The following is a 19,474-nucleotide window of genomic DNA, read 5'->3' on the forward strand; positions in this document are numbered from 1 at the left end:
GACCATGAAAAGAACGCTGCTTGCGCTGGCTCTCGCCGGTGCTGCCTTGATGAGCGGACAGGCTTCTGCCGAGACGCTGAAGATCGGCACCGAGGGCGCCTATCCGCCCTTCAACTTCCAGGATTCCACCGGCAAACTCGGCGGTTTCGATGTGGAGATCGGCCTTGCGCTCTGCGAGAAGATGAAGGTCGAATGCGAGGTCGTGGCGCAGGACTGGGACGGCATCATCCCCGGTCTCATCGCCAAGAAATACGACATGATCATCGCATCGATGTTCATCACCGAGGAGCGCAAGAAGCAGGTCGCTTTCAGCGATCCCTATTATCTTGCCGCCATGACCCATGCCGCGCCCAAGGGCGCCGGCATCACCGACTTCACGAATGAGGGCATGAAGGGCAAGACGATCGGCGCGCAGTCCGGCACGACCCAGGGCGACTATGTCGCGGCGGTCTATCCCGATGCGGATATCAAGCTCTATCCGACACAGGACGAGGTAAACCTCGACATGGCGAACGGGCGTCTCGACCTCCAGGTCGGCGACATGATCCCGCTTCTCGACTGGGTCACCAAGAACGAAGACGGCAAGGCCTGCTGCGAACTCATCGGCAAGCCGATCACCGATCCGAAGTTCGTCGGCGAAGGCGTCGGCATCGCCGTCCGCCAGGACGACAACGATCTTCGCGAGAAGCTCAACGCCGCGCTCAAGGCCATCCGCGAGGACGGCACCTACCAGAAGATCAACGACAAGTACTTCTCCATCGACATCTATACGATGAAGTGACGTAAGGGAGGCTAACGCCCCTCATCCGCCTACCGGCACCTTCTCCCTGCTTGCGGGGCGAAGGTCGCGGCAGCGGGATGAGGGGCAGTCTCAGCACAAAAGCCGCTTGCCATTCTCCAGCCCACCGTCCTAGCTAGGGCTATGCCGATCAACCGTCTCGAACGCTTCGCCCACAATCTCGACTGGAACCTGCTTCGAACTTTCGTCGTGGTGGTCGAGGAAGGCTCGATCACGCGGGCGGCGAACCGGCTTCTTTTGCAGCAACCTGCCGTCAGCATGGCTTTGAAGCGGCTGGAGCAGTCCGTCGGCCACCGACTCATCGACCGCAGCCCCGGCCGTTTCGAGCTGACGGAAGCCGGAGAGCGGCTGCACGATCTCTGCCACGACATCTTCTCCGCCATCGTGCGCCTGCCCGAGGCGATGGAGACCTCCGGCGAGGACATTGCCGGGCACATCACGATTCATTCCGTCAGCCACGCCATGAACCCGGCCTGGGATCGTGCCATCGCCGATTTTTTCCGGCTGCATCCGCGCGTCACGGTGGGCGTGACCGTGGAAACGACGACGGATGTCATCCGCTCGGTTGAACGCGGCGTTGCAACGCTCGGCCTGTCCGACGGGATCATTCCGCCGGAGCTCGAAAAGACGCCGTTCTGCTACGAACACTACGCGCTTTTTTGCGGCCGGGACCATCGGCTGTTCGGCGTGCCAGATGTCCGGCTGGAGGATCTGCGCGGCGAACCCTATGTGAGTTTCCTTGCCGATGTGCTCGGCGGGCCGCATATGGGACCGGTAACGGCCGTGCGTGCCATCGGCTCTTTCGGCCAGCAGGTGCGTGCCCTCGCCTTCAACGTCGAGGAAGTGCTGCGGCTGGTGGTGGCCAATGCCGGTATCGGCATGCTGCCGCTGCACCTCACGGGACCAGCCGTCGCTGCCGGCAACCTCTGGCAACTGCCGCCCTATGATGCGCTTCCCGTGGCCGAGACGTTCCGCATCACCAATCCCGGTTCGACACTCAACCCGGCGGAACGCGCCTTCCTCGCCCATATGGCCGATGTGCCCGCGTGGCACTGGGGCGAACCGCATCAATCCGACTGATATCCACCTTCACATCTATAAATTTGAAGAATGCCGGCGGCTTGCTTACGGCTTCCTGTGCACGAACGCTGGAGGACGGCATGCAGACTTTCGACATCGCGATCATCGGCGGCGGCATTGCCGGCCTTTCGCTTGCCCATTTCGTTAGCCCGCACCGCTCCGTCGTCGTGCTGGAGCAGGAGGAAGCGCTCGGCTATCACAGCACCGGGCGCTCGGCCGCGGAATTCACGCTGCGCGACAACCCGCCTTTGGTCAACGCGCTGGCCCGGGCCAGCCATGCCTTCATGATGGCGCCGCCGGAGAGTTTCGCTGCGGTTCCGCTCCTTATCCCGCGCGGCAGCATCCTGATCGGCACGCAAGGCAAGGAAGCTCTGGTCAAGGCGCGTTTCGAAGCGGCCAGAGCGCTCGGCGTTACCGTCGAATGGCTCGACGAGGCCGCCCTACTGGCCCGCGCACCTCTCCTCGACCCGTCCTATATCGCCGCCGCCTATTTCGACCCTGACTATTGGGACATCGAGGTGGATGCGCTGTTGCAGGCCTATGCAAGACAAGCACGCCGCAACGGTGCCCGGATCCTTGAGAAGCGACAGCTGACATCGGCGAAGCGAACAGGAGCAAGCTGGCTGATCGAGACGAACGAGGAGACGATCCGCGCCCACGTTCTGGTCAATGCGGCTGGCGGCTGGGCTGATACGGTCGCCGAGCTCACCGGCGTGGCGCCCATGGGCATCGTGCCCCATCGGCGCACCGCCATCACGGTCGATCTGCCGGCAGGGACAGACGCGAATGCACTGCCGGAAATCAACGAGATCGAGGATACGTTCTACCTCAAGCCGGAAGGCGGCCGCCTGCTCGCCTCTCCCGCCGATGCCACGCCCTGCGAGCCGGGCGACGTGCAGCCGGAGGAACTCGATATCGCCTATGCCGCCCACTATATCGAGGAAGCGACGACGCTCGACGTGCGCCGCGTCTTCAAGAGCTGGGCCGGCATGCGCAGCTTTGCACCCGACCATCTGCCGGTCGTCGGTTACGCCAAGGATGAACCCGGTTTCTTCTGGCTCGCCGGTCAGGGGGGCTACGGCATCCTCACCTCCCCGGCACTCGGCAGTCTTGCCGCAGCGCTGCTGACGGAACGCCCCATGCCGGAACCGCTCATCCGCGAGGGTATCGGGGCCGAGACCTTCAGTCCTCGACGCTTCCCCTGAAACGAAACGGGCGCCTCAAGGGCGCCCGTTCTGTATCTTAGGCTTCCGCAGCCGGCGTTCCGGGCGTGCCGGCCGTGCGGGTTGCGCTGCGATCCTTCCAGTACCGGTTGAGGAAGAGGAGGATCGGACCGCCGATATAGATCGACGAGGTCGTCGCCACGATGACGCCGAACAGCATCGGCCAGGCGAAGGGCTTGACCGTGTCGCCACCCCAGATCGCCATAGGCAGCAGCGAGGCGGCAACGGCAACCGAGGTGAAGATGCATCGCATGACCACCTGGTTGATCGACAGATCAATCAGATCCGAGAAGGGCATCGTCTTGTACTTGCGCATGTTCTCTCGCATGCGGTCATACACGACAACCTTGTCATTGACCGAATAGCCGATCAGCGTCAGCACGGCCGCGATGGCCGTCAGGTTGAAGTCGATCTGGAACAGCGCGAAGAAGCCGATCATCTTGGTGATATCGAGGATCAGCGTCGCGATGGCGCCCACCGCGAAGTGCCACTCGAAGCGCCACCAGATGTAGATCAGGATCGCCACCATGCCGAGGCCCACGGCGAGGAAGCCGGAGCGTGCAAGTTCGGTACTGACCGTCGGGCCGACCACTTCCGTCCGCTCGAAGCTGGCATCCGGAATGACTTCGGCGACACCGTCGCGGATCTTCTGCAAGGCTGCAGTCTGCACCTCCTCGCCGCCCGGCTGACGCTGGACGCGCACGAGAACCGACGTGCCCTGGCCGAATTCCTGCAACGCCACTTCGCCCAGGTTGAGGCCCTCCATCTTGGAGCGCAGCGGTCCCAGATCGATCGGCGTCTTGGACGTTGCTTCAACCTGGATACCGCCGACGAAGTCGATGCCGTAATTGAGGCCCGGCGTGAAGAACAGGATGATGGAACTCGTCGAGATGAACGCCGACATGGCAATCGCAATATAGCGGCCGCGCATGAAGGAGAAAGTCGGTATGCTCCAGGTCTTGCCGAAGATCGAATGAATCTCGATCTTCTTCATCTTGCGCCAGATCACCGCCTCGCGCATCAGGAAGCGCACGAAGGTGATCGAAGTGAACATCGAGATCGCCAGACCGATGATCATGGTGATGGCGAAGCCGCGCACCGGGCCCGAGCCGAACATGAAGAGCAGGATCATGCCGACCATGGTCGTCATATTGCCATCGACGATGGTCGCATAGGCCTTGTTGAAGCCGACATCGAGCGCCTTCATGGCGCCTGCCCCGCCCGCGGTTTCCTCTCGGATACGCGCATTGATGAGGATGTTGGCGTCCACCGCCATGCCGATGCCGAGGATGATACCGGCAATGCCCGGCAGCGTGAGCGTCGAGCCGAGAATGCCAAGCAGGCCGATCGTCAGGATCGTGTGCAGCACGAGGCCGAGATTTGCGATGAGGCCCCAGGAACCGTAAAGCACCTGCATCATGACCACGACGGCGGCAAGGCCGGCAAGGCCGGTGTAGAGACCCATGCGGATCGAGTCCGAACCGAGGTTCGGGCCGACGGTGCGCTCTTCGATGATGGTGAGCGGTGCGGGCAGCGCGCCCGAACGCAGGAGCGCGGAAAGCACGGTAGCTTCCTGCGGGTTGAAGTTACCCGAGATCTGGCCCTGGCCGCCGATGATCGGCTCGCGGATGACGGGCGCGGTCAGAACCTTGCCGTCGAGAACGATGGCGAAAGGCTTGCCGACATTGGCCTGCGTGATTTCCGCGAACTGGCGTGCGCCGGTGGAATCGAAGCTGAATGAAACGATCGGCTCGCTCGTACGCTGGTCAAAGCCGGCCTTGGCATCGGCCAGACGGTCGCCCGAAATAGCGACACGCTCTTCGACGGCGTATTTGTTATTGTCGTTGGCGCCGGGCAGGATCATCACGCCACGCGGCGCGACCCCGTTCGGATCTACGGTCTGGTCGACCATGTGGAAGCTCATCTGCGCGGTCGAGCCGAGCAGCTGGCGAAGACGCGTCGGGTCCTGAAGGCCGGGCAGCTGGACGAGAATGCGGTCGCCGCCGACACGCTGGATGAGCGGTTCGGCAACGCCCACCTGGTCGACGCGGCGGCGGATGATCTCAAGGCTCTGCTCAACGGCGGCAGACATGCGCTCGTTGATACCGGCTTCCGTCAGCGTGACGTTGATCACCTGGCCGCTGGTCGCCACATCAATATCGGAGGAACCGGTGCCGAAGCCGAGCGTGGATGTCGGCGTGGCGAGCTTGCGCACTTCAGGCAGGACTTTGTCGAGGGCGGCCTGGTCGGGCAGCGTCACGGTCAGCGTCGTGCCGTTCAGGCGCGCGGCGGAGGCGCGTTCGCCGGCCGTGCGCAGGATGGCGCGCGTATCGTTCAGCAGCGCATCCATGCGCGCCTTGCGCAGGGCCGCAGAATCCACCTCCAGAACGAGGTGAGAGCCGCCCTTCAGGTCTAGCCCGAGCGTGACGGGGTTGGCGGGCAGGTAGCGCCCGTATTTCGCCTGCTGTTCAGGCGTCAGCACGTTCGGCACGGCCGCAAGCATCCCGAAGAGGATGAGAAGGGTCGAGACGATCAGTGCCCATTTGGAAGTTTTCATGGGTTTGTTCCAGTTCGACTGCCGGAAAGGCGCGACTGAAAGCCGGCGCCGTCCGTGGGAGCGGTATTTATCGAATGGCGCGGCGCGGCCAGCGCCACGGAGCCTCAGGCAACAAGGGCCGGAGGCGCACGACTGCGGAAGGCGCTGTGGCCGGAGCGAGCCGGCGCCACATCGTCAGCAGCGTGAAAAACCACATCGAGAGCGGTTTCGAAGGGATAGAGCCACGCACCGCTCGCCGAGAGCAATGCCTTGCCGCCGGCATCGCCCTCGGGCAGACCGGCCTTGGCCTTGGCGACCCGCCGCTCGGCATGGCCGCTCGCGGGAAACCAAAGGTCGTCAGCGGAGGTGGATAGCGGCGACGGTGCGACGCCGCCTTCGGCGGCTGTCGGCTGCGGATGTGCGGCGGTGGGCGTGTTCTCAGGCAGGAAAAACTGCGACAGGAACAGGGTGAAGAACAGCACAAGGAAGCCGACGGGTGCAAAACCCCGCTCCCAAGCCGTCCAGTCTTTCCCGGTCCTGATCGTCATGCCCGTCCGTTTTTCTCCACGCATTGCGGACGCGAAGCAGGCTTCGCAGCGGCGCCGATGGTGCGCCAAGAACCATTTACGGCCCGCCAAGTCAAGTTCGCGGCGTTAACGCTTCCTTGACGATCCGACGTTTCAGCCCTCACAGTTCATGGATCGTGACATCCGGGCAGGCTTCGCGCGCAAGATCGCGCAGATGCTGGTGATGGGTGAGATAAATCACCTGCCCGCCCATCGCCATATCACCCATCACCCTGAGCGTGTTCAGCGCCCGGCGATCATCGAAGGTCTCCATGATGTCGTCGGCAATGAAGGGCACGATCTCGCGGCTGGCGGCAATCTCGTGATAGCCGGCGACACGCAGCGCCAGATACAGCTGAAAGCGCGTGCCCTTGGAGAGATCCTTGGCGAGTTTCGAGCCGCCGGCGGCGGCATTGACCACGAGGAACTCGCCGTCTTTTTCAAGCACCGTGGACAGCCCGGCATATTCACCGCCGGTGATATCGCGGAACGTGTCGGAAGCCCGCTGCATCATGGCGCTGCGGTGGCGTTCGCGGTACAGGCGCAAGGCCTGCTCTGCCGCCATGATTCCGGCGCGGGTCGCCAGATACCGGCGGGATTTTTCCGCAAGCTCGATCAGCGCGGTGCGGCGCCTTTCCTCCAGCGCCGCCGCCTCGTCGCTGCCGGCGACCTTCGCGAGCGCTTCGTCGGCCCGCACACGCGCCAGATGATGTTCCTGCACCTCGCTGTCGAGCGCATCGAGCTGCACGGCGAGATCGGCCTTTTCCGCCTGGAGCTGGTCGCCGTCCACCGCCGCCAGCAGCGCCTCCGCCTCATCGACGGTATCCGTGTGCATTTGCTCCACGAGACTGCGCGCGGCATCCGTGACATGGGAGAGCACATCATCCCGCTGGCGATAGGCTTCGAGAAGGCTTGCTGCCTCCGCAAGATTGTCGCAGCCAAGGACGGTGAAGATTTCCGAGAGGCGGGCGGCGAGCACGGCGCGCCGTTCCTCCAGCGCCCCCTCCTCTTCCGTGAGCCGCGCCAGCGTCTTGTCGATGGCCTCCCGCCGTTCGCGCATGTTCCTGGCATCGCCAAGGCGACGGGAAAGACCGGCGACGACGGAAAGGCAATCGTTCTCGTCGAAGGGTTCGTTCAGCCGTTCGGCAAGGCTGCGGGCTCGGTTCGCGTAATCCTGCTGATCGCGGCGCATGGCGGCGATGCGGTGATCGAGCTCGCCCCTGCGCTCGATATTCTGGGCAAGCGCCTGAAGGGCCGGCAGCAGCACGGCCAGCCGGTCGGGCTCGTCGCCGGCCGTATCGCTTGCAAGCCAGGTGCCCGCAACATCCGCATTCCAGGCGTCCAGCCATGCCAAAAGGTCGGCCGCCGCCTCGTCCTCAGCGAGCCGCCGCGCCTCGACGTCCGCCTGCGCCCGTGTGAGAGCATCCACGGCGGCCAGCCGCGCGGCGTGGGACGCGCGAAGCGCCTCCAACAGATCCTCGGCCAGAACGAGCAGTTCGTCGAAAGGCATCTCGTCCGCGTCGACGCCGAGTGCCGGGGCGAGCCGTTCGGCAAGGGCCTGTGCCTCAGCGCCGACAATATCAGCCTCGACCTTGCAGCGGGCAAGATCGTCGGCTGCCGCAAGCGCTGCCGTCCGACGCTCCAGCCATGCCAGCACCTCGGACGGCGACAGGCTTTCCGCAAGACCCAGCCCACCTGCAAGCGCGGCAATATCGGCCTCGACATCCCGCTGCCCCTGCTCCAGCCGCCCCGCCTCCTCCATGAGAACGGCAAGGCGCGCGGCGGCTTCCGCACCGGCGCGCTCGTGCAGGCGGATTTCGGACAGGCGGTCGGCGTTGCGCAGCCGCAGCTCCGTCGCGCGGTCGTCATCGCGCATCGCCGTCTCGAAGACATCGGCCGTCGAAGCGTCGAGACGCGCGCGATGGGCATGCCATGCAGCGTCACGGGCAATCCGCAGACGCTCGGTCTGCTCGTCACTCACGGCGCCTGTCACCGCCAGCAGGGCATCGAGCTTCGCCTTGGCGGAGGCGACGTCAAGGCTGGCGGCGGCGATCTGTTCGTGCTGGCGGCGGTGTGCCTCGCCAGCAGCCTCGCTGCGCCTGCGAAGGGCATCGACATCGCCGGCGGCGGGAACGGCAAGCCGACGCAAGGCGTCCGGCGTGCCGTCCCAGGGCAGAAGATGCGCCATGGCATTATCCGCTTCCTGGGCGGCGACGGCGGCAAGGCGCCGCGCAGCACGCAGCCGTCCCGACAGGTCGTTGGCACGGGCGGCACGCAGTGCGGTGGAAAGCGTGGTCTGCAATGCAGCGTCGCCACCGGCTTCGCCCTCAACCATCCCGGCGTCCCCGCCGAAAGCATCCAACGCCTTCTGCGCATCCGCATGCTCGCGCTTCGCCATCTCGGCGCGCTCCGCCAATGTCGCCCGGCGCGAGAGACGTTTCATCAGCCGGTCGGCGAGGCCGACGGGCAGAACAAGATCGGCCGGATCGGTGTTCGGCGCCAGCATAAGTGCTACGAGCGCATCGGCTATCGTCGCCTCCAGCCGGTCGCGATCGGCCTCGCGCGCAGCGAGGTCCATTCCGGCAGTGCGGAAACGGGCTTCCAGCGCGGAACCGGACAGCGCGAGAATATCGGCCTCGGCATGCAGAATCGCGTGATCCTCCGGCAGGGCGTCGCGCTCGTCGCCGCTCCTGTGGCGCTCGCGCTCCAGATGCTCCATGCGAGCCGCGATCTCCGCTTCTTCCCGCGCCAGTTCGCCCAGCAGGCCGCGCCAGCCCGGCGGCGGCGAATCGCCAAGGTCGAAGGCAGCCAGTTCGGCTCGCAGCGCCCGCAGGCGGCGCAGCGACGGCAGCGCGCCAAGGCTGCGCTCCACCTCGACCAGCGCGCCGCGTAGCCTGGTGCGGGCCGCCGTCGCGGCCTCGAGCCGGCCGGCCGCCGCATCGCGTTCGCGCATGAGCACGCCGTAGTCGCGGGCGGCGACGTCGAGCGCCTTACGCTCGACCGCCAGCGCCTCGATCTCGGCCTTGAGATTGGAAAGTCCGTGCTTGCGTCCGGAAGGACGATAGAATTCATCCGCCTCCGCTTTCAGCCCCGCCAGCGCGGAGGCCATGTCGGACAGGCCGGAACTGGCGGAAAACAGCATCGCGCCAAGTTCGCCCTCGCTTTTCAGAATGTCCTCGCCACCCTTTTCGATGCTTTCGTCATCAAGCGAGAACATCGTGCGGTAGGCGTGGCGGTCCATGCCGCCGAGCACGGAGGCGAAGAGCCCGTCCGGCAAGGGCCGGTCGTCGGCGGTCACGAGCGACGCCTGGTTACGCTTGAGCCGATAGGCTTCCTGCTGCGAAGTGCCGATCGAAAGCAGACCGCCGACACGCATCAGCGAATAGGGATGCAGGAAGCCGTAGGCGCTGGATTTCTCGATACCGAAGAGCAGGTCGAGATAGGCGGAAAAGAGCGTCGACTTGCCGGCCTCGTTGGGGCCGTGCACGAGATGGAAATCCGGCTTGCCCGGCCGCGCAGCGCCGAAGTCGAGACTGCGGTCCGTGAACTTGCCGTAGCGGACGAGATCAAGACGGTCGAGACGCATCCTATGTCCTCCCGCCCTCGCCGCCGAGGCGGGCAAGCACGGCGTCGGCGCCCGTCAGCGCCAGTTCGGAAAGCAGCGCTTCCTCGGCCGCCTCGTCCGCGGCAAGCAGGCCACGCGCCTCCTTCGGCAGCTGGCGCAGGAGATCGCTCAGCGCCTCGCGCAGGTCCTCGCGGTAGGCGTGGCTTTCCACGACATTTTCATGCATCAGCCGCGAAAGCTCGCTTACCGGCCCGGCATCACCGCCCGTCGCTGCCGCCGGCACCGTCACGGAAAGCTCGACGGTTTCTATCCAGCATTCGCCAAGCGAGGCTGCGAGGTTCTGCGCTTCGGCCAGAAGCAAGTCCTCGTCGCGGCGAAGGCGCCATGCGAGCGGCGTCGCCCCCGTCAGGAGCAGGCGTGCAACGAGATGCGCACCACCGGCCCCAGCGCGTGCCGCACCAAGTACAGCCTCCACCCGGTCGAGCATGCCGCTCCAGTCATCGATATCGGAGAGATCCACGGCGATGCGCTCGAACACGGCAACAGCGACGGCGCGCTCCTCGCAGGTGATCGTGCCGTCGTCATCGATATCGACGAGGGTGACGCCCTTCGGCCCGGCCTCATTGATATCGCGGCCCTGCGGATTGCCGGGCATGACGATCCAGGGCTTTTGCGCATGCACCCGCCGCTGGTGAATATGGCCGAGCGCCCAATAGTCGAAACCGTGACCGGAGAGATCAGCGATGCCGACCGGCGCGTAGGGGTCATGACGGCTGGCACCGGCGAGGCTCGTGTGCATCACGCCGATATTGATGGCGTCGGCTACGGGCGCGCGATAGGTCGGCAGCAGCGAGGCTGGCGCGTGCGGATTGGCGAAGCTCACACCATGCATATGCACCTCGCGGCCGTTCTCCAGCGTGCCTGCTAGCACAGGCCGGCCGCGGCCATCGAAGACATGAACATTCGGCGGGAAGGTCAGCTCGCGGGTAATCTGCGATTGCGCATCGTGATTGCCGCGAATGACGAAGACGCGAATGCCCGCCGTCTCCAGCCGTCGCATCTGCTCCATCAGAAAGAGCGCAGTCGCCATGGAGGTCTGCGAGCCGTCATAAAGGTCGCCGGCGATCACCACGGCATCGACCGCCTCTCCCAGCGCCAGATCGACAATGCGTTCCAGCGCCTTGCGCGTTGCGCCGCGCACCAGATCGCCAAGCTCGGCATTGCGCAGCGCAAGCGATGTCAGCGGCGAATCGAGATGCAGATCGGCGGTGTGGATGAAGCGGAAAGACATGGCCGGACAATCGCCTCCGCGTCCAGCGGGGTCAATGCCTGCGGAGGCGCCGGCGGCGTTATGCAGCGGAAATCATCATGTTACGACCAAGTCGGGAAAATCCCTGAAAAGCGGCATTTAAGCTGACCGTTCGCATTTACAGTCATCGTTCAATATATATGATCAAATTATCCGAAAAACTTCGTGATCATTTGACATGGTACCTCATAATACCTATATTTCCCCTCATGAGTAGCACGATAGAAATCTCTCAGGGCATGTTCAAACTCTACCATCAGGTCAGCCGCCTGGTGAACGAGTGCATGATGGACGAAGGTGTGTCGCTCGCCCGCAGCAAGTTCCTGCTTCTTCTCGAATGTCAGGGCCCGCAGCGGTCGACGGATATCGCCTGCGCTCTTGGTTTCGCACCCAGGACGGTGACGGAAGCGATCGACGGTCTCGAACGTGACAAGCTGGTCATGCGCGAACCCGATCCGAAGGACCGCCGTGCCAAGATCGTCTCGATTACGGATATGGGCCGCACGGTCATTTCTGCCGCCCAGCAGCCGCAGCACAAGACGATCGAGGCCATCTTCAGTGCACTGACCGAAGAGCAGAAGCAGCACATGAAGGAAATCATCCGCTGTCTCAGCGAGAAGACCGACGAGCTGCAAAGAGAAAGAGACAAGCGTGCCGGCGAATTCGACGCCGCGCCCCAGCGTTCCCTGCAAGACGCCGTCTAGTTTGAACATTATGAAAACGGAAAAGGCCGGCATCGAAAGATGCCGGCCTTTTCATGTCTGGCGCGGCTGGCCGGCGCCCTCCCCCTGGCGGGGCCGGCGCCGGGCCGCTCTGCTTACATGGTGTTGATCGGCCCGATCCCGAAGAACAGCGTCTCGCCGGAGGAATCGTCCACACCGTCATTGTCCGTCACGACGAAGCCGTTGCCGGCGGCATCGATGGTGAACCCTTCGACCTTGTCCACGATGTAGCCGTTGGTAGCCTTGAGGTCGGGAATGAGATCGCGGACCTCTTCCTTCTTCACGACCGACAGATCACCACCGAGCTTGGCCGGCTTCATGTCAGCCAGAGCGACGCGGAAGAGCTTCTTCAGCTTGGCGGCCCGACCGATCTGGTTGTCGCGCTCGATGACATAGGCATAGTCGCCACTGGCGGTGATTTCCGACAGGCCGACCCAGCCGGTTTCGGCTTTGTCGAGCGGGTAGCGCACGGCACCCCATTCCTTGGACGACGGTTTGTAGGACACGAGCTTGACGAAACCCTTCTCGTCGTCGCCCCATTCCCGCTGCACAGCCATCCACAGCACCTTGTCGTCGCCTTCGCCGACGCTGGTGATGCCTTCGAAGCCGAAGCGCTTTTCATGCGCGCGCAGTTCGGCGGGAATGGCGATCTCCATCTGGATCTCGCCCTTGGCGTTTACGTTGATGATCGCATGGCTGTAGAGCTTGTCGGCGTCGCCCTCGTTGGCCAGCCAGAAGCCACCCTCGCCATCCGGCGTGATACCCTCGATGTCGAGCTTCTGGGCGGCCGCGCCGTTGCGGGTAATGCGCAACGCATCGACGATCTTCGCCGGCTTTGCCGTGGCGTCGATCGTGAAGATTGTCGGCTGCGAAGCGTAGAAGGAATCGTTCACGGCGTAGACGAAGCCCGGCTTTTCCGGCACCGGCGCAAGGCCGGACAGAGCGCCGAAGCCGATCAGCTCGCCATCCTTTTCCGTGGAGACCAGCTGCGGATAGGCTGCCTCGCCTTCCGCACGCTCATAGATCATGACATGCGAGCGCGCGCCGCCATCCTCGACCAGATCGGCCTCGTTGGCCGTCACGAAAAGATTGCGGGCGGGAATGGCGACGGCCCCTTCAGGTGCGATGCCGGAGGGCAAAAGCTGGAGAAGCTCGGGCTCGCCGCCGGTATCCTTGTAAACGCCGACGATGGAGGCGCGCTCGGCAAGCACGAAGAACAGGTTGTCCTCGCCGAACTTCGCCGCTTCCAGGCCTTCCGGCTCGACGCCCTTCTTGTTGCGCTTGTCGGGATAGTGGCCGATCTTCACGATCTCGCGCTCGAAGGCCGCGCCATTCTCGTAGAGAACCTTGCCCTGCTTGTCGAAGATGGTGAAGCCCCTTGCGCCACCCTTCCAGTCGCCCTCGTTGGCGACGACAAGGCGGTTGTCGTCCAGCCACTTCACGGCGTCAGGCTCGCGCGCGACATCCTTCATCTCGCCGGTGAACTTCAGCGCACCGTCCTTCTTGGTGTCGATGCCTTCCAGGCTGACGGTGCCGGCGGAGAAGTGGCTCTTTACTGTGCCCGTCTTGCCGTCGACGATGACGAGATGGTTGTTCTCCTGAAGGGTGACGGCCACTTCATCCAGACTGTTGAAGGACACGAATTCCGGTTCCGGATCCTCGCCACCGATGTCGGCAAGCCCGGTCAGATCGACGCGCTTGAGCGAGCCGCAATCGACCACGCCGTCCTTGACGGAGAGAAGCACCAGGTCGCCGGCCGGCATCTGCGGCAGAGCGCCGTCGTTCACGTCCTCGTCGCGCTCGTTTTCGATGGCGATCGCGGCAATCGTCTTGTCCTTGTTGAGCGCGATGGAGTCCGGCTGGCCGCCGATATCGCAGGTCGCCTCGACCGCCTTCGACGCGAGATCCACCTGGGCCAGAACGCCCGAGGGATTGGTGAAGCTTTCACGCGTGTTGACGGCGACCAGCACCTTGGCGCCGGCCACGGTTACCGAGGTCGGCTCGCCTTCGAGCCTGACGGAGCCGCCGGCCTTCGGCGCCTTCGCATCGGTGATGTCGACGAAGCCGATCGCCTTGTTCGGGCTGTCGGAGTAGACCAGCGTGTTGCCGTCTTCCGTCGCGGCGATGATCTCCGCCGAGGTCGGCGTCGCCTTTTCGGTGCCATCGGGCAGATTGTCGGCAACGGCAAAGGATGCGATGCGGTTGAAGACGGGCTCGGCGCTTGCGGCCGGCGCAGCGGACGCAGCCAGCACGGCTGCCAGTGCGGCAGTGAGCGAACGGGTTTTCATGGGATCCTCCGGAATCCGGTTGAATGGAACCCGGCGGTTCTGCGGCTTTCGTGTTACAGCGACATGACAGCCGGCGACGAACCCGGACTTTGTGCCGCAAATAAAAAGGGGCCCGGACGAACCGGACCCCGACCCTGAATGTCAGGTGTTGCGGCGGAGTGGATAACCGCTCTGCCCGAACTGAGGATCAGCCGTTGACGGCGTCCTTCAGGCCCTTGCCGGCCGAGAACTTCGGCACGTTGCGTGCAGGGATCTCGATCTCGGCGCCCGTCGAAAGGTTACGACCCTTCGAAGCTTCACGGCGCGATACGGAGAAATTGCCGAAACCGACGAGACGAACGTCGCCGCCGTTCTTGAGTTCGCCCTGGATGGTCTCGAATACGGCGTCGACAGCCGATGCTGCGTCCGTCTTCGACAGGCCCGACTTTTCAGCCACCGCGGATACGAGTTCATTCTTGTTCATGTTTCCACCCCTTTCATACGGTTTGAAACGACTCATACAAGTCGGGGGCAGAATACGCATCACCCTTCGCCCCGCAAGAAAATTTCGTCGCAATCGCCTGAGAATCCGGGCTTTACACACGATTTTCAACGAAAAAGACCGGCCAAAGGGCCGGTCTTTTCAAGTTCAGGGTCCAAAAGCCGGGGTCTTTAGCCGGCGTAATGGCTCAATGCGCGATGGCGCCGGTGCTGTCTTCCGACGATTCGACGGCCGGAACCTTGGCCGCTTCGGCCGCAGCGCTATCCCATTCGATCGGCTCGGGCTTGCGCAGCAGGGCGTGCTCGATGACCTCGCCCATGCGCGAGACCGGAACGATCTCCATGTTGTTCTTCACATTGTCCGGAATGTCAGCCAGATCCTTGGCATTCTCTTCCGGGATCAGAACCTTCTTGATACCGCCGCGAAGGGCCGCGAGCAGCTTTTCCTTCAGGCCACCGATGGGTAGGACCCGACCGCGTAGCGTCACTTCGCCCGTCATCGCGATATCCTTCGAGACCGGAATGCCGGTCATGATGGAAACGATGGCGGTCGCCATGGCGATACCGGCCGACGGACCGTCCTTCGGCGTTGCGCCTTCCGGCACGTGCACGTGGATGTCGGTCTTGTCGAAGCGCGGCGGCTCGATGCCGAAATCGACGGCGCGCGAGCGGACATAGGACGCCGCTGCCGAAATCGATTCCTTCATCACGTCCTTCAGGTTGCCGGTTACCGTCATGCGGCCCTTGCCACCCGGCAGACTGACGCCTTCGATGGTGAGCAGCTCGCCGCCGACTTCCGTCCAGGCAAGACCCGTGACGACGCCGACCTGATCCTCGCGCTCGGCTTCGCCGTGGCGGAAGCGCGGTACACCGAGGAAGTCATGGATGTTGTCAGCCGTGACTTCGACCTTCTCTGCCTTGCCCTTGATGATCTCGGTCACCGCCTTGCGGGCGAGCTTCATCAGTTCACGCTCGAAGTTACGCACACCGGCTTCGCGGGTGTACTGCTGGATGATCGCCATCAACGCGCCGTCGGTGACCGAAAATTCCTTCGGCTGCAGCGCGTGGTCGCGGATCGCCTTCGGCAGCAGGTGCCGCTTGGCGATTTCCAGCTTTTCTTCTTCCGTGTAGCCGGCGATGCGGATCACTTCCATGCGGTCCATCAGGGGTGCTGGAATGTTCAGCGTGTTCGCCGTCGTCACGAACATGACGTTGGACAGGTCGTATTCGACTTCCAGGTAGTGATCCATGAAGGTCGAGTTCTGTTCCGGATCCAGCACCTCGAGCAGGGCAGAAGACGGATCGCCGCGGAAATCCATGCCCATCTTGTCGATCTCGTCGAGCAGGAAGAGCGGATTGGACTTCTTGGCCTTCTTCATCGACTGGATGACCTTGCCGGGCATCGAGCCGATATAGGTGCGGCGGTGACCGCGGATCTCGGCCTCGTCGCGTACGCCGCCAAGCGCCATGCGGATATACTCACGGCCGGTCGCCTTGGCGATCGACTTGGCGAGCGAGGTCTTGCCGACGCCCGGAGGGCCGACGAGGCAAAGGATCGGGCCCTTGATCTTGGTCGAGCGGGCCTGCACGGCGAGATATTCGACGATGCGCTCCTTGACCTTGTCGAGACCGAAATGGTCCTCATCGAGGATCTTTTCCGCCGCGTTGAGGTCGGTCTTGATCTTCGACTTCTTGCCCCACGGAATACCCGTCAGCCAGTCGAGATAGTTGCGCACGACGGTGGCTTCGGCCGACATCGGGCTCATCTGGCGCAGCTTCTTCAGCTCGGCATCCGCCTTTTCGCGGGCCTCCTTGGAAAGCTTGACCTTGGCGATCTTCTCTTCCAGTTCGGCCATCTCGTCGCGGCCGTCCTCGCCGTCGCCGAGCTCCTTCTGGATCGCCTTCATCTGTTCGTTGAGGTAGTACTCGCGCTGGGTCTTCTCCATCTGGCGCTTGACGCGCGAGCGGATGCGCTTTTCGACCTGCAGGACGGAAATCTCGCCTTCCATGAAGCCGAGCGCCTTTTCAAGCCGCAGCTTGACGCTCGTCGTCTCGAGCATCTCCTGCTTCTCGACGATCTTGATGGACAGGTGCGAGGCAACCGTGTCGGCGAGCTTCGAGTAGTCCTCGATCTGGCTCGCGGCACCGACGACCTCGGGAGAGATTTTCTTGTTGAGCTTGACGTAGTTCTCGAACTCGGAGACGACCGAGCGCGACAGCGCCTCGATCTCGACCGGATCCTCCTCCGGCTCCACCAGAACGTGGGCGGTTGCCTCGTAGAATTCCTCGCGATCGGTGTAGCCGTCGATCTCGGCGCGCGCGCGGCCTTCGACCAGCACCTTTACGGTGCCGTCGGGCAGCTTCAGGAGCTGGAGAACGTTGGCCACGGTGCCGATGCGATAGATGGCGTCGGTTTCCGGATCGTCGTCGGAAGCGTTGATCTGGGTGGCAAGCATGATCTGCTTGTCGGTGCCCATGACCTCTTCCAGCGCACGGATCGACTTTTCGCGACCGACGAACAACGGCACGATCATGTGCGGGAATACCACGATGTCGCGCAGGGGCAGGACCGGGAAGGCCGTGGATTCGTGCGGCGCAGACGTCTTCTTCGTCATGTCATTTCCTTTCAAACGTCCCGTTTCCGGGAACCGGACCGATCGGCGCCTGAAGGCACCGGGCCGGCGATCTTTTCCATCCACAAGTGGCGTGCGGTTAACGCTTTTTCAAGCCCGGCGACAGGGAGCCCCCTTCCAGCCGCCGGCCAGACGAACGAACATCAGGAACACTAGTCTTCCGCGCTGTCGCGGACCTTGCGGCCTTCCCACCAACGGCGCCGCCGACGCATTTTGCCAAGCAGATTCGCGGTCTTCCATATTCGCCTGCCGCGCGGTGTTTCGCAACGGTCTCTCGCAACATCGGCTCCCTTGCATCATGCCCTTTCCGGGCGCAAGCGGCCAATCACGAAATGTAGCGCGCGGCCGCCCAGCGGACACCCGAAAAACCGCGCTTCTTGACCTGCCGCAAGACCGGCGGGCTTATGAAGTGCCATAATCTTGGCGACTATATCAGGAAAGGACCGTCCGTGAACGACACTTCTCTCGTCAGCAACGCATTCCAGACATTCACGAAGGACGCACCGGCGCACAGTCAGGCCTGGCTGGAGGCCGTGGCGAAGCTTGGCGCGGCCTCGGCGCTCGACGCCAAGACGCAGTCGCTCGCCTATATCGCGGTGCTTGCGGCCGTCAGGCTGGAAAGCGGGCTTGCTTTCCATGTGGCGGAAGCCAAGGCGAACGGCGCAAGCCGCGAGGAAGTCGTCAGCGCCGTCCTGACGGGGCTGCCCGCGGTCGGTAACGGCGTCACGGCCGCCCTGCCCGCCGCCATTGCGGCCTATGATCGCTGAGGCGTAAATGACAAGACCCGCCCGTTGCCGGGCGGGTCTTCTGTCTGAAATGCTGCGACGGATCAGGCCGAAACGTTGGCCTTCTCGTCTGCGCGCTCGGAGTAGATGTACAGCGGCCGGGCGGTGCCCTTGGCGACTTCGTCGGAGATGACGACTTCGCGTACGCCTTCCAGTTCCGGCAGTTCGAACATCGTGTCGAGCAGGATCTTTTCCATGATAGAGCGCAGGCCACGGGCGCCCGTCTTGCGGACGATGGCCTTGCGGGCAATCTCGCGCAGCGCATCCTCGTGGAAGGTCAGTTCGACGTCTTCCATCTCGAACAGGCGCTGGTACTGCTTGACGAGCGCGTTCTTCGGCTCCGACAGGATCTGGATCAGCGCGTCCTCATCGAGATCCTCGAGCGTCGCCAGAACCGGCAGACGACCGATGAATTCCGGGATGAGGCCGAACTTGACCAAGTCTTCCGGCTCCAGTTCGCGCAGAACCTCGCCGACGCGGCGATCTTCCGGTGCACGCACCATCGCGCCGAAGCCGATCGAGGTCTTCTCGCCACGGGCGGAGATAATCTTGTCTAGGCCGGCAAAGGCGCCGCCGCAGATGAACAGGATGTTCGTCGTGTCGACCTGGAGGAATTCCTGCTGCGGATGCTTGCGGCCGCCCTGCGGGGGAACCGAGGCAACCGTGCCTTCCATGATCTTCAGAAGCGCCTGCTGCACGCCCTCGCCCGAGACGTCACGCGTGATCGACGGATTGTCCGACTTGCGCGAAATCTTGTCGACTTCGTCGATATAGACGATGCCGCGCTGCGCGCGTTCGACATTGTAGTCGGCCGCCTGCAGGAGTTTGAGGATGATGTTCTCCACGTCCTCGCCAACGTAACCGGCTTCGGTCAGCGTCGTGGCGTCGGCCATGGTGAAGGGCACGTCGATGATGCGGGCGAGCGTCTGGGCAAGGTAGGTCTTGCCGCAACCCGTCGGGCCGACCAGCATGATGTTCGACTTGGCCAGTTCCACGTCGGAGCCCTTGGCGGCATGCGCCAGGCGCTTGTAGTGGTTGTGCACCGCGACCGACAGGATGCGCTTGGCCTGCTGCTGGCCGATGACATATTCGTCGAGGACCTTGATGATATCCTGGGGCGTGGGAACGCCGTCGCGGGATTTCACCATCGAGGTCTTGTTCTCCTCGCGGATGATGTCCATGCACAATTCGACGCATTCATCGCAGATGAATACGGTCGGTCCGGCAATAAGCTTGCGGACCTCGTGCTGGCTCTTGCCGCAGAAGGAGCAGTAGAGGGTATTCTTCGAGTCGCCGCCGTTGCTGCCGCTGACCTTGCTCATATCACTTTCCTTCCAGCACGCCGTCCACCCCTCGCAAGATGGCCGGACACTCAAACCGCCTTTTCCGGAACGCTCGGGAAGCGCAGCCCGTCAAGGCTTAGGGGGTACTAACCGGACGGGGCGACACACCCCTGGCCGGTGGCAACGAATCCCCCACCGAAATACC

Annotated in this window: 13 protein-coding genes; 5 read left to right on the plus strand and 8 right to left on the minus strand. The window is 63.5% G+C overall.

The window, feature by feature from the left end:
• Positions 1–4: 4 nt before the first annotated feature.
• The 3 genes from MKI86_RS02115 to MKI86_RS02125 all read left to right on the plus strand — a co-directional run bounded on the left by MKI86_RS02115 (position 5) and on the right by MKI86_RS02125 (position 3,084).
• Positions 5–781: an ABC transporter substrate-binding protein gene (locus MKI86_RS02115; RefSeq protein ID WP_241596462.1), complete on the plus strand. Its 777-nt coding sequence runs from the start codon at positions 5–7 to the stop codon at positions 779–781.
• Between the two features lie 141 nt (positions 782–922).
• A complete protein-coding gene (locus MKI86_RS02120; protein WP_241596464.1) occupies positions 923–1,879 on the plus strand; it encodes a LysR family transcriptional regulator in 957 nt (318 codons plus the stop codon).
• 80 nt (positions 1,880–1,959) lie between these two features.
• Entirely contained in the window at positions 1,960–3,084 is a 1,125-nt protein-coding gene (locus MKI86_RS02125) for an NAD(P)/FAD-dependent oxidoreductase (protein WP_241596466.1), read from the plus strand.
• A 37-nt stretch (positions 3,085–3,121) separates the two neighbouring features.
• On the opposite strand, the gene secD is transcribed toward MKI86_RS02125, so the two are convergent.
• From secD to MKI86_RS02145, 4 genes are all read right to left on the minus strand, one after another.
• Positions 3,122–5,659: a protein translocase subunit SecD gene (secD, locus tag MKI86_RS02130; protein ID WP_241596468.1), complete on the minus strand. Its 2,538-nt coding sequence runs from the start codon at positions 5,657–5,659 to the stop codon at positions 3,122–3,124.
• Between the two features lie 104 nt (positions 5,660–5,763).
• The gene (locus MKI86_RS02135; protein ID WP_241596471.1) at positions 5,764–6,186 is read right to left on the minus strand and encodes a hypothetical protein; all 423 of its coding nucleotides are present in this window, start codon (positions 6,184–6,186) and stop codon (positions 5,764–5,766) included.
• Positions 6,187–6,325: 139 nt separating this feature from the next.
• On the minus strand, positions 6,326–9,790 hold the full coding sequence (locus MKI86_RS02140) for an ATP-binding protein (protein WP_241596473.1): 3,465 nt from the start codon (positions 9,788–9,790) through the stop codon (positions 6,326–6,328).
• A gap of 1 nt (position 9,791) precedes the next feature.
• A complete protein-coding gene (locus tag MKI86_RS02145) occupies positions 9,792–11,060 on the minus strand; it encodes a metallophosphoesterase family protein (protein WP_241596475.1) in 1,269 nt (422 codons plus the stop codon).
• Between the two features lie 227 nt (positions 11,061–11,287).
• Between MKI86_RS02145 and MKI86_RS02150 the strand changes: the two genes are divergently transcribed.
• A complete protein-coding gene (locus MKI86_RS02150) occupies positions 11,288–11,782 on the plus strand; it encodes a MarR family winged helix-turn-helix transcriptional regulator (protein ID WP_306424433.1) in 495 nt (164 codons plus the stop codon).
• A gap of 113 nt (positions 11,783–11,895) precedes the next feature.
• Here MKI86_RS02150 and MKI86_RS02155 read toward each other — a convergent pair whose 3' ends face one another.
• From MKI86_RS02155 to lon, 3 genes are all read right to left on the minus strand, one after another.
• On the minus strand, positions 11,896–14,088 hold the full coding sequence (locus MKI86_RS02155) for an esterase-like activity of phytase family protein (RefSeq protein WP_241596478.1): 2,193 nt from the start codon (positions 14,086–14,088) through the stop codon (positions 11,896–11,898).
• Between the two features lie 187 nt (positions 14,089–14,275).
• Positions 14,276–14,551: a DNA-binding protein HupB gene (hupB, locus tag MKI86_RS02160; protein ID WP_023516583.1), complete on the minus strand. Its 276-nt coding sequence runs from the start codon at positions 14,549–14,551 to the stop codon at positions 14,276–14,278.
• Positions 14,552–14,756: 205 nt separating this feature from the next.
• Complete coding sequence (gene lon, locus MKI86_RS02165) at positions 14,757–17,183, minus strand: endopeptidase La (protein ID WP_241596480.1); 2,427 nt, start codon at positions 17,181–17,183, stop codon at positions 14,757–14,759.
• A gap of 467 nt (positions 17,184–17,650) precedes the next feature.
• Between lon and MKI86_RS02170 the strand changes: the two genes are divergently transcribed.
• Complete coding sequence (locus MKI86_RS02170) at positions 17,651–17,968, plus strand: carboxymuconolactone decarboxylase family protein (RefSeq protein ID WP_241596482.1); 318 nt, start codon at positions 17,651–17,653, stop codon at positions 17,966–17,968.
• Positions 17,969–18,030: 62 nt separating this feature from the next.
• Here the strand turns inward: MKI86_RS02170 and clpX are convergent, their stop codons facing one another.
• Positions 18,031–19,308 (minus strand): ATP-dependent Clp protease ATP-binding subunit ClpX, encoded by a 1,278-nt coding sequence (clpX, locus tag MKI86_RS02175; RefSeq protein WP_134650951.1) that lies wholly within the window; start codon positions 19,306–19,308, stop codon positions 18,031–18,033.
• Positions 19,309–19,474: the final 166 nt, after the last annotated feature.

The sequence above is a fragment of the Shinella sedimenti genome (assembly GCF_022601905.1).
Lineage (GTDB): Bacteria > Pseudomonadota > Alphaproteobacteria > Rhizobiales > Rhizobiaceae > Shinella > Shinella sedimenti.

Bases quoted from the DNA above. Each gene is read 5' to 3' on its own strand.
- MKI86_RS02125 (WP_241596466.1), top strand. From the start codon at position 1,960: ATGCAGACTTTCGACATCGCGATCATCGGCGGCGGCATTGCCGGCCTT.
- MKI86_RS02115 (WP_241596462.1), top strand. From the start codon at position 5: ATGAAAAGAACGCTGCTTGCGCTGGCTCTCGCCGGTGCTGCCTTGATG.
- MKI86_RS02120 (WP_241596464.1), top strand. From the start codon at position 923: ATGCCGATCAACCGTCTCGAACGCTTCGCCCACAATCTCGACTGGAAC.
- hupB (WP_023516583.1), bottom strand. From the start codon at position 14,551: ATGAACAAGAATGAACTCGTATCCGCGGTGGCTGAAAAGTCGGGCCTG.
- lon (WP_241596480.1), bottom strand. From the start codon at position 17,183: ATGACGAAGAAGACGTCTGCGCCGCACGAATCCACGGCCTTCCCGGTC.
- MKI86_RS02140 (WP_241596473.1), bottom strand. From the start codon at position 9,790: ATGCGTCTCGACCGTCTTGATCTCGTCCGCTACGGCAAGTTCACGGAC.
- MKI86_RS02155 (WP_241596478.1), bottom strand. From the start codon at position 14,088: ATGAAAACCCGTTCGCTCACTGCCGCACTGGCAGCCGTGCTGGCTGCG.
- secD (WP_241596468.1), bottom strand. From the start codon at position 5,659: ATGAAAACTTCCAAATGGGCACTGATCGTCTCGACCCTTCTCATCCTC.
- clpX (WP_134650951.1), bottom strand. From the start codon at position 19,308: ATGAGCAAGGTCAGCGGCAGCAACGGCGGCGACTCGAAGAATACCCTC.
- MKI86_RS02145 (WP_241596475.1), bottom strand. From the start codon at position 11,060: ATGTCTTTCCGCTTCATCCACACCGCCGATCTGCATCTCGATTCGCCG.
- MKI86_RS02150 (WP_306424433.1), top strand. From the start codon at position 11,288: ATGAGTAGCACGATAGAAATCTCTCAGGGCATGTTCAAACTCTACCAT.
- MKI86_RS02135 (WP_241596471.1), bottom strand. From the start codon at position 6,186: ATGACGATCAGGACCGGGAAAGACTGGACGGCTTGGGAGCGGGGTTTT.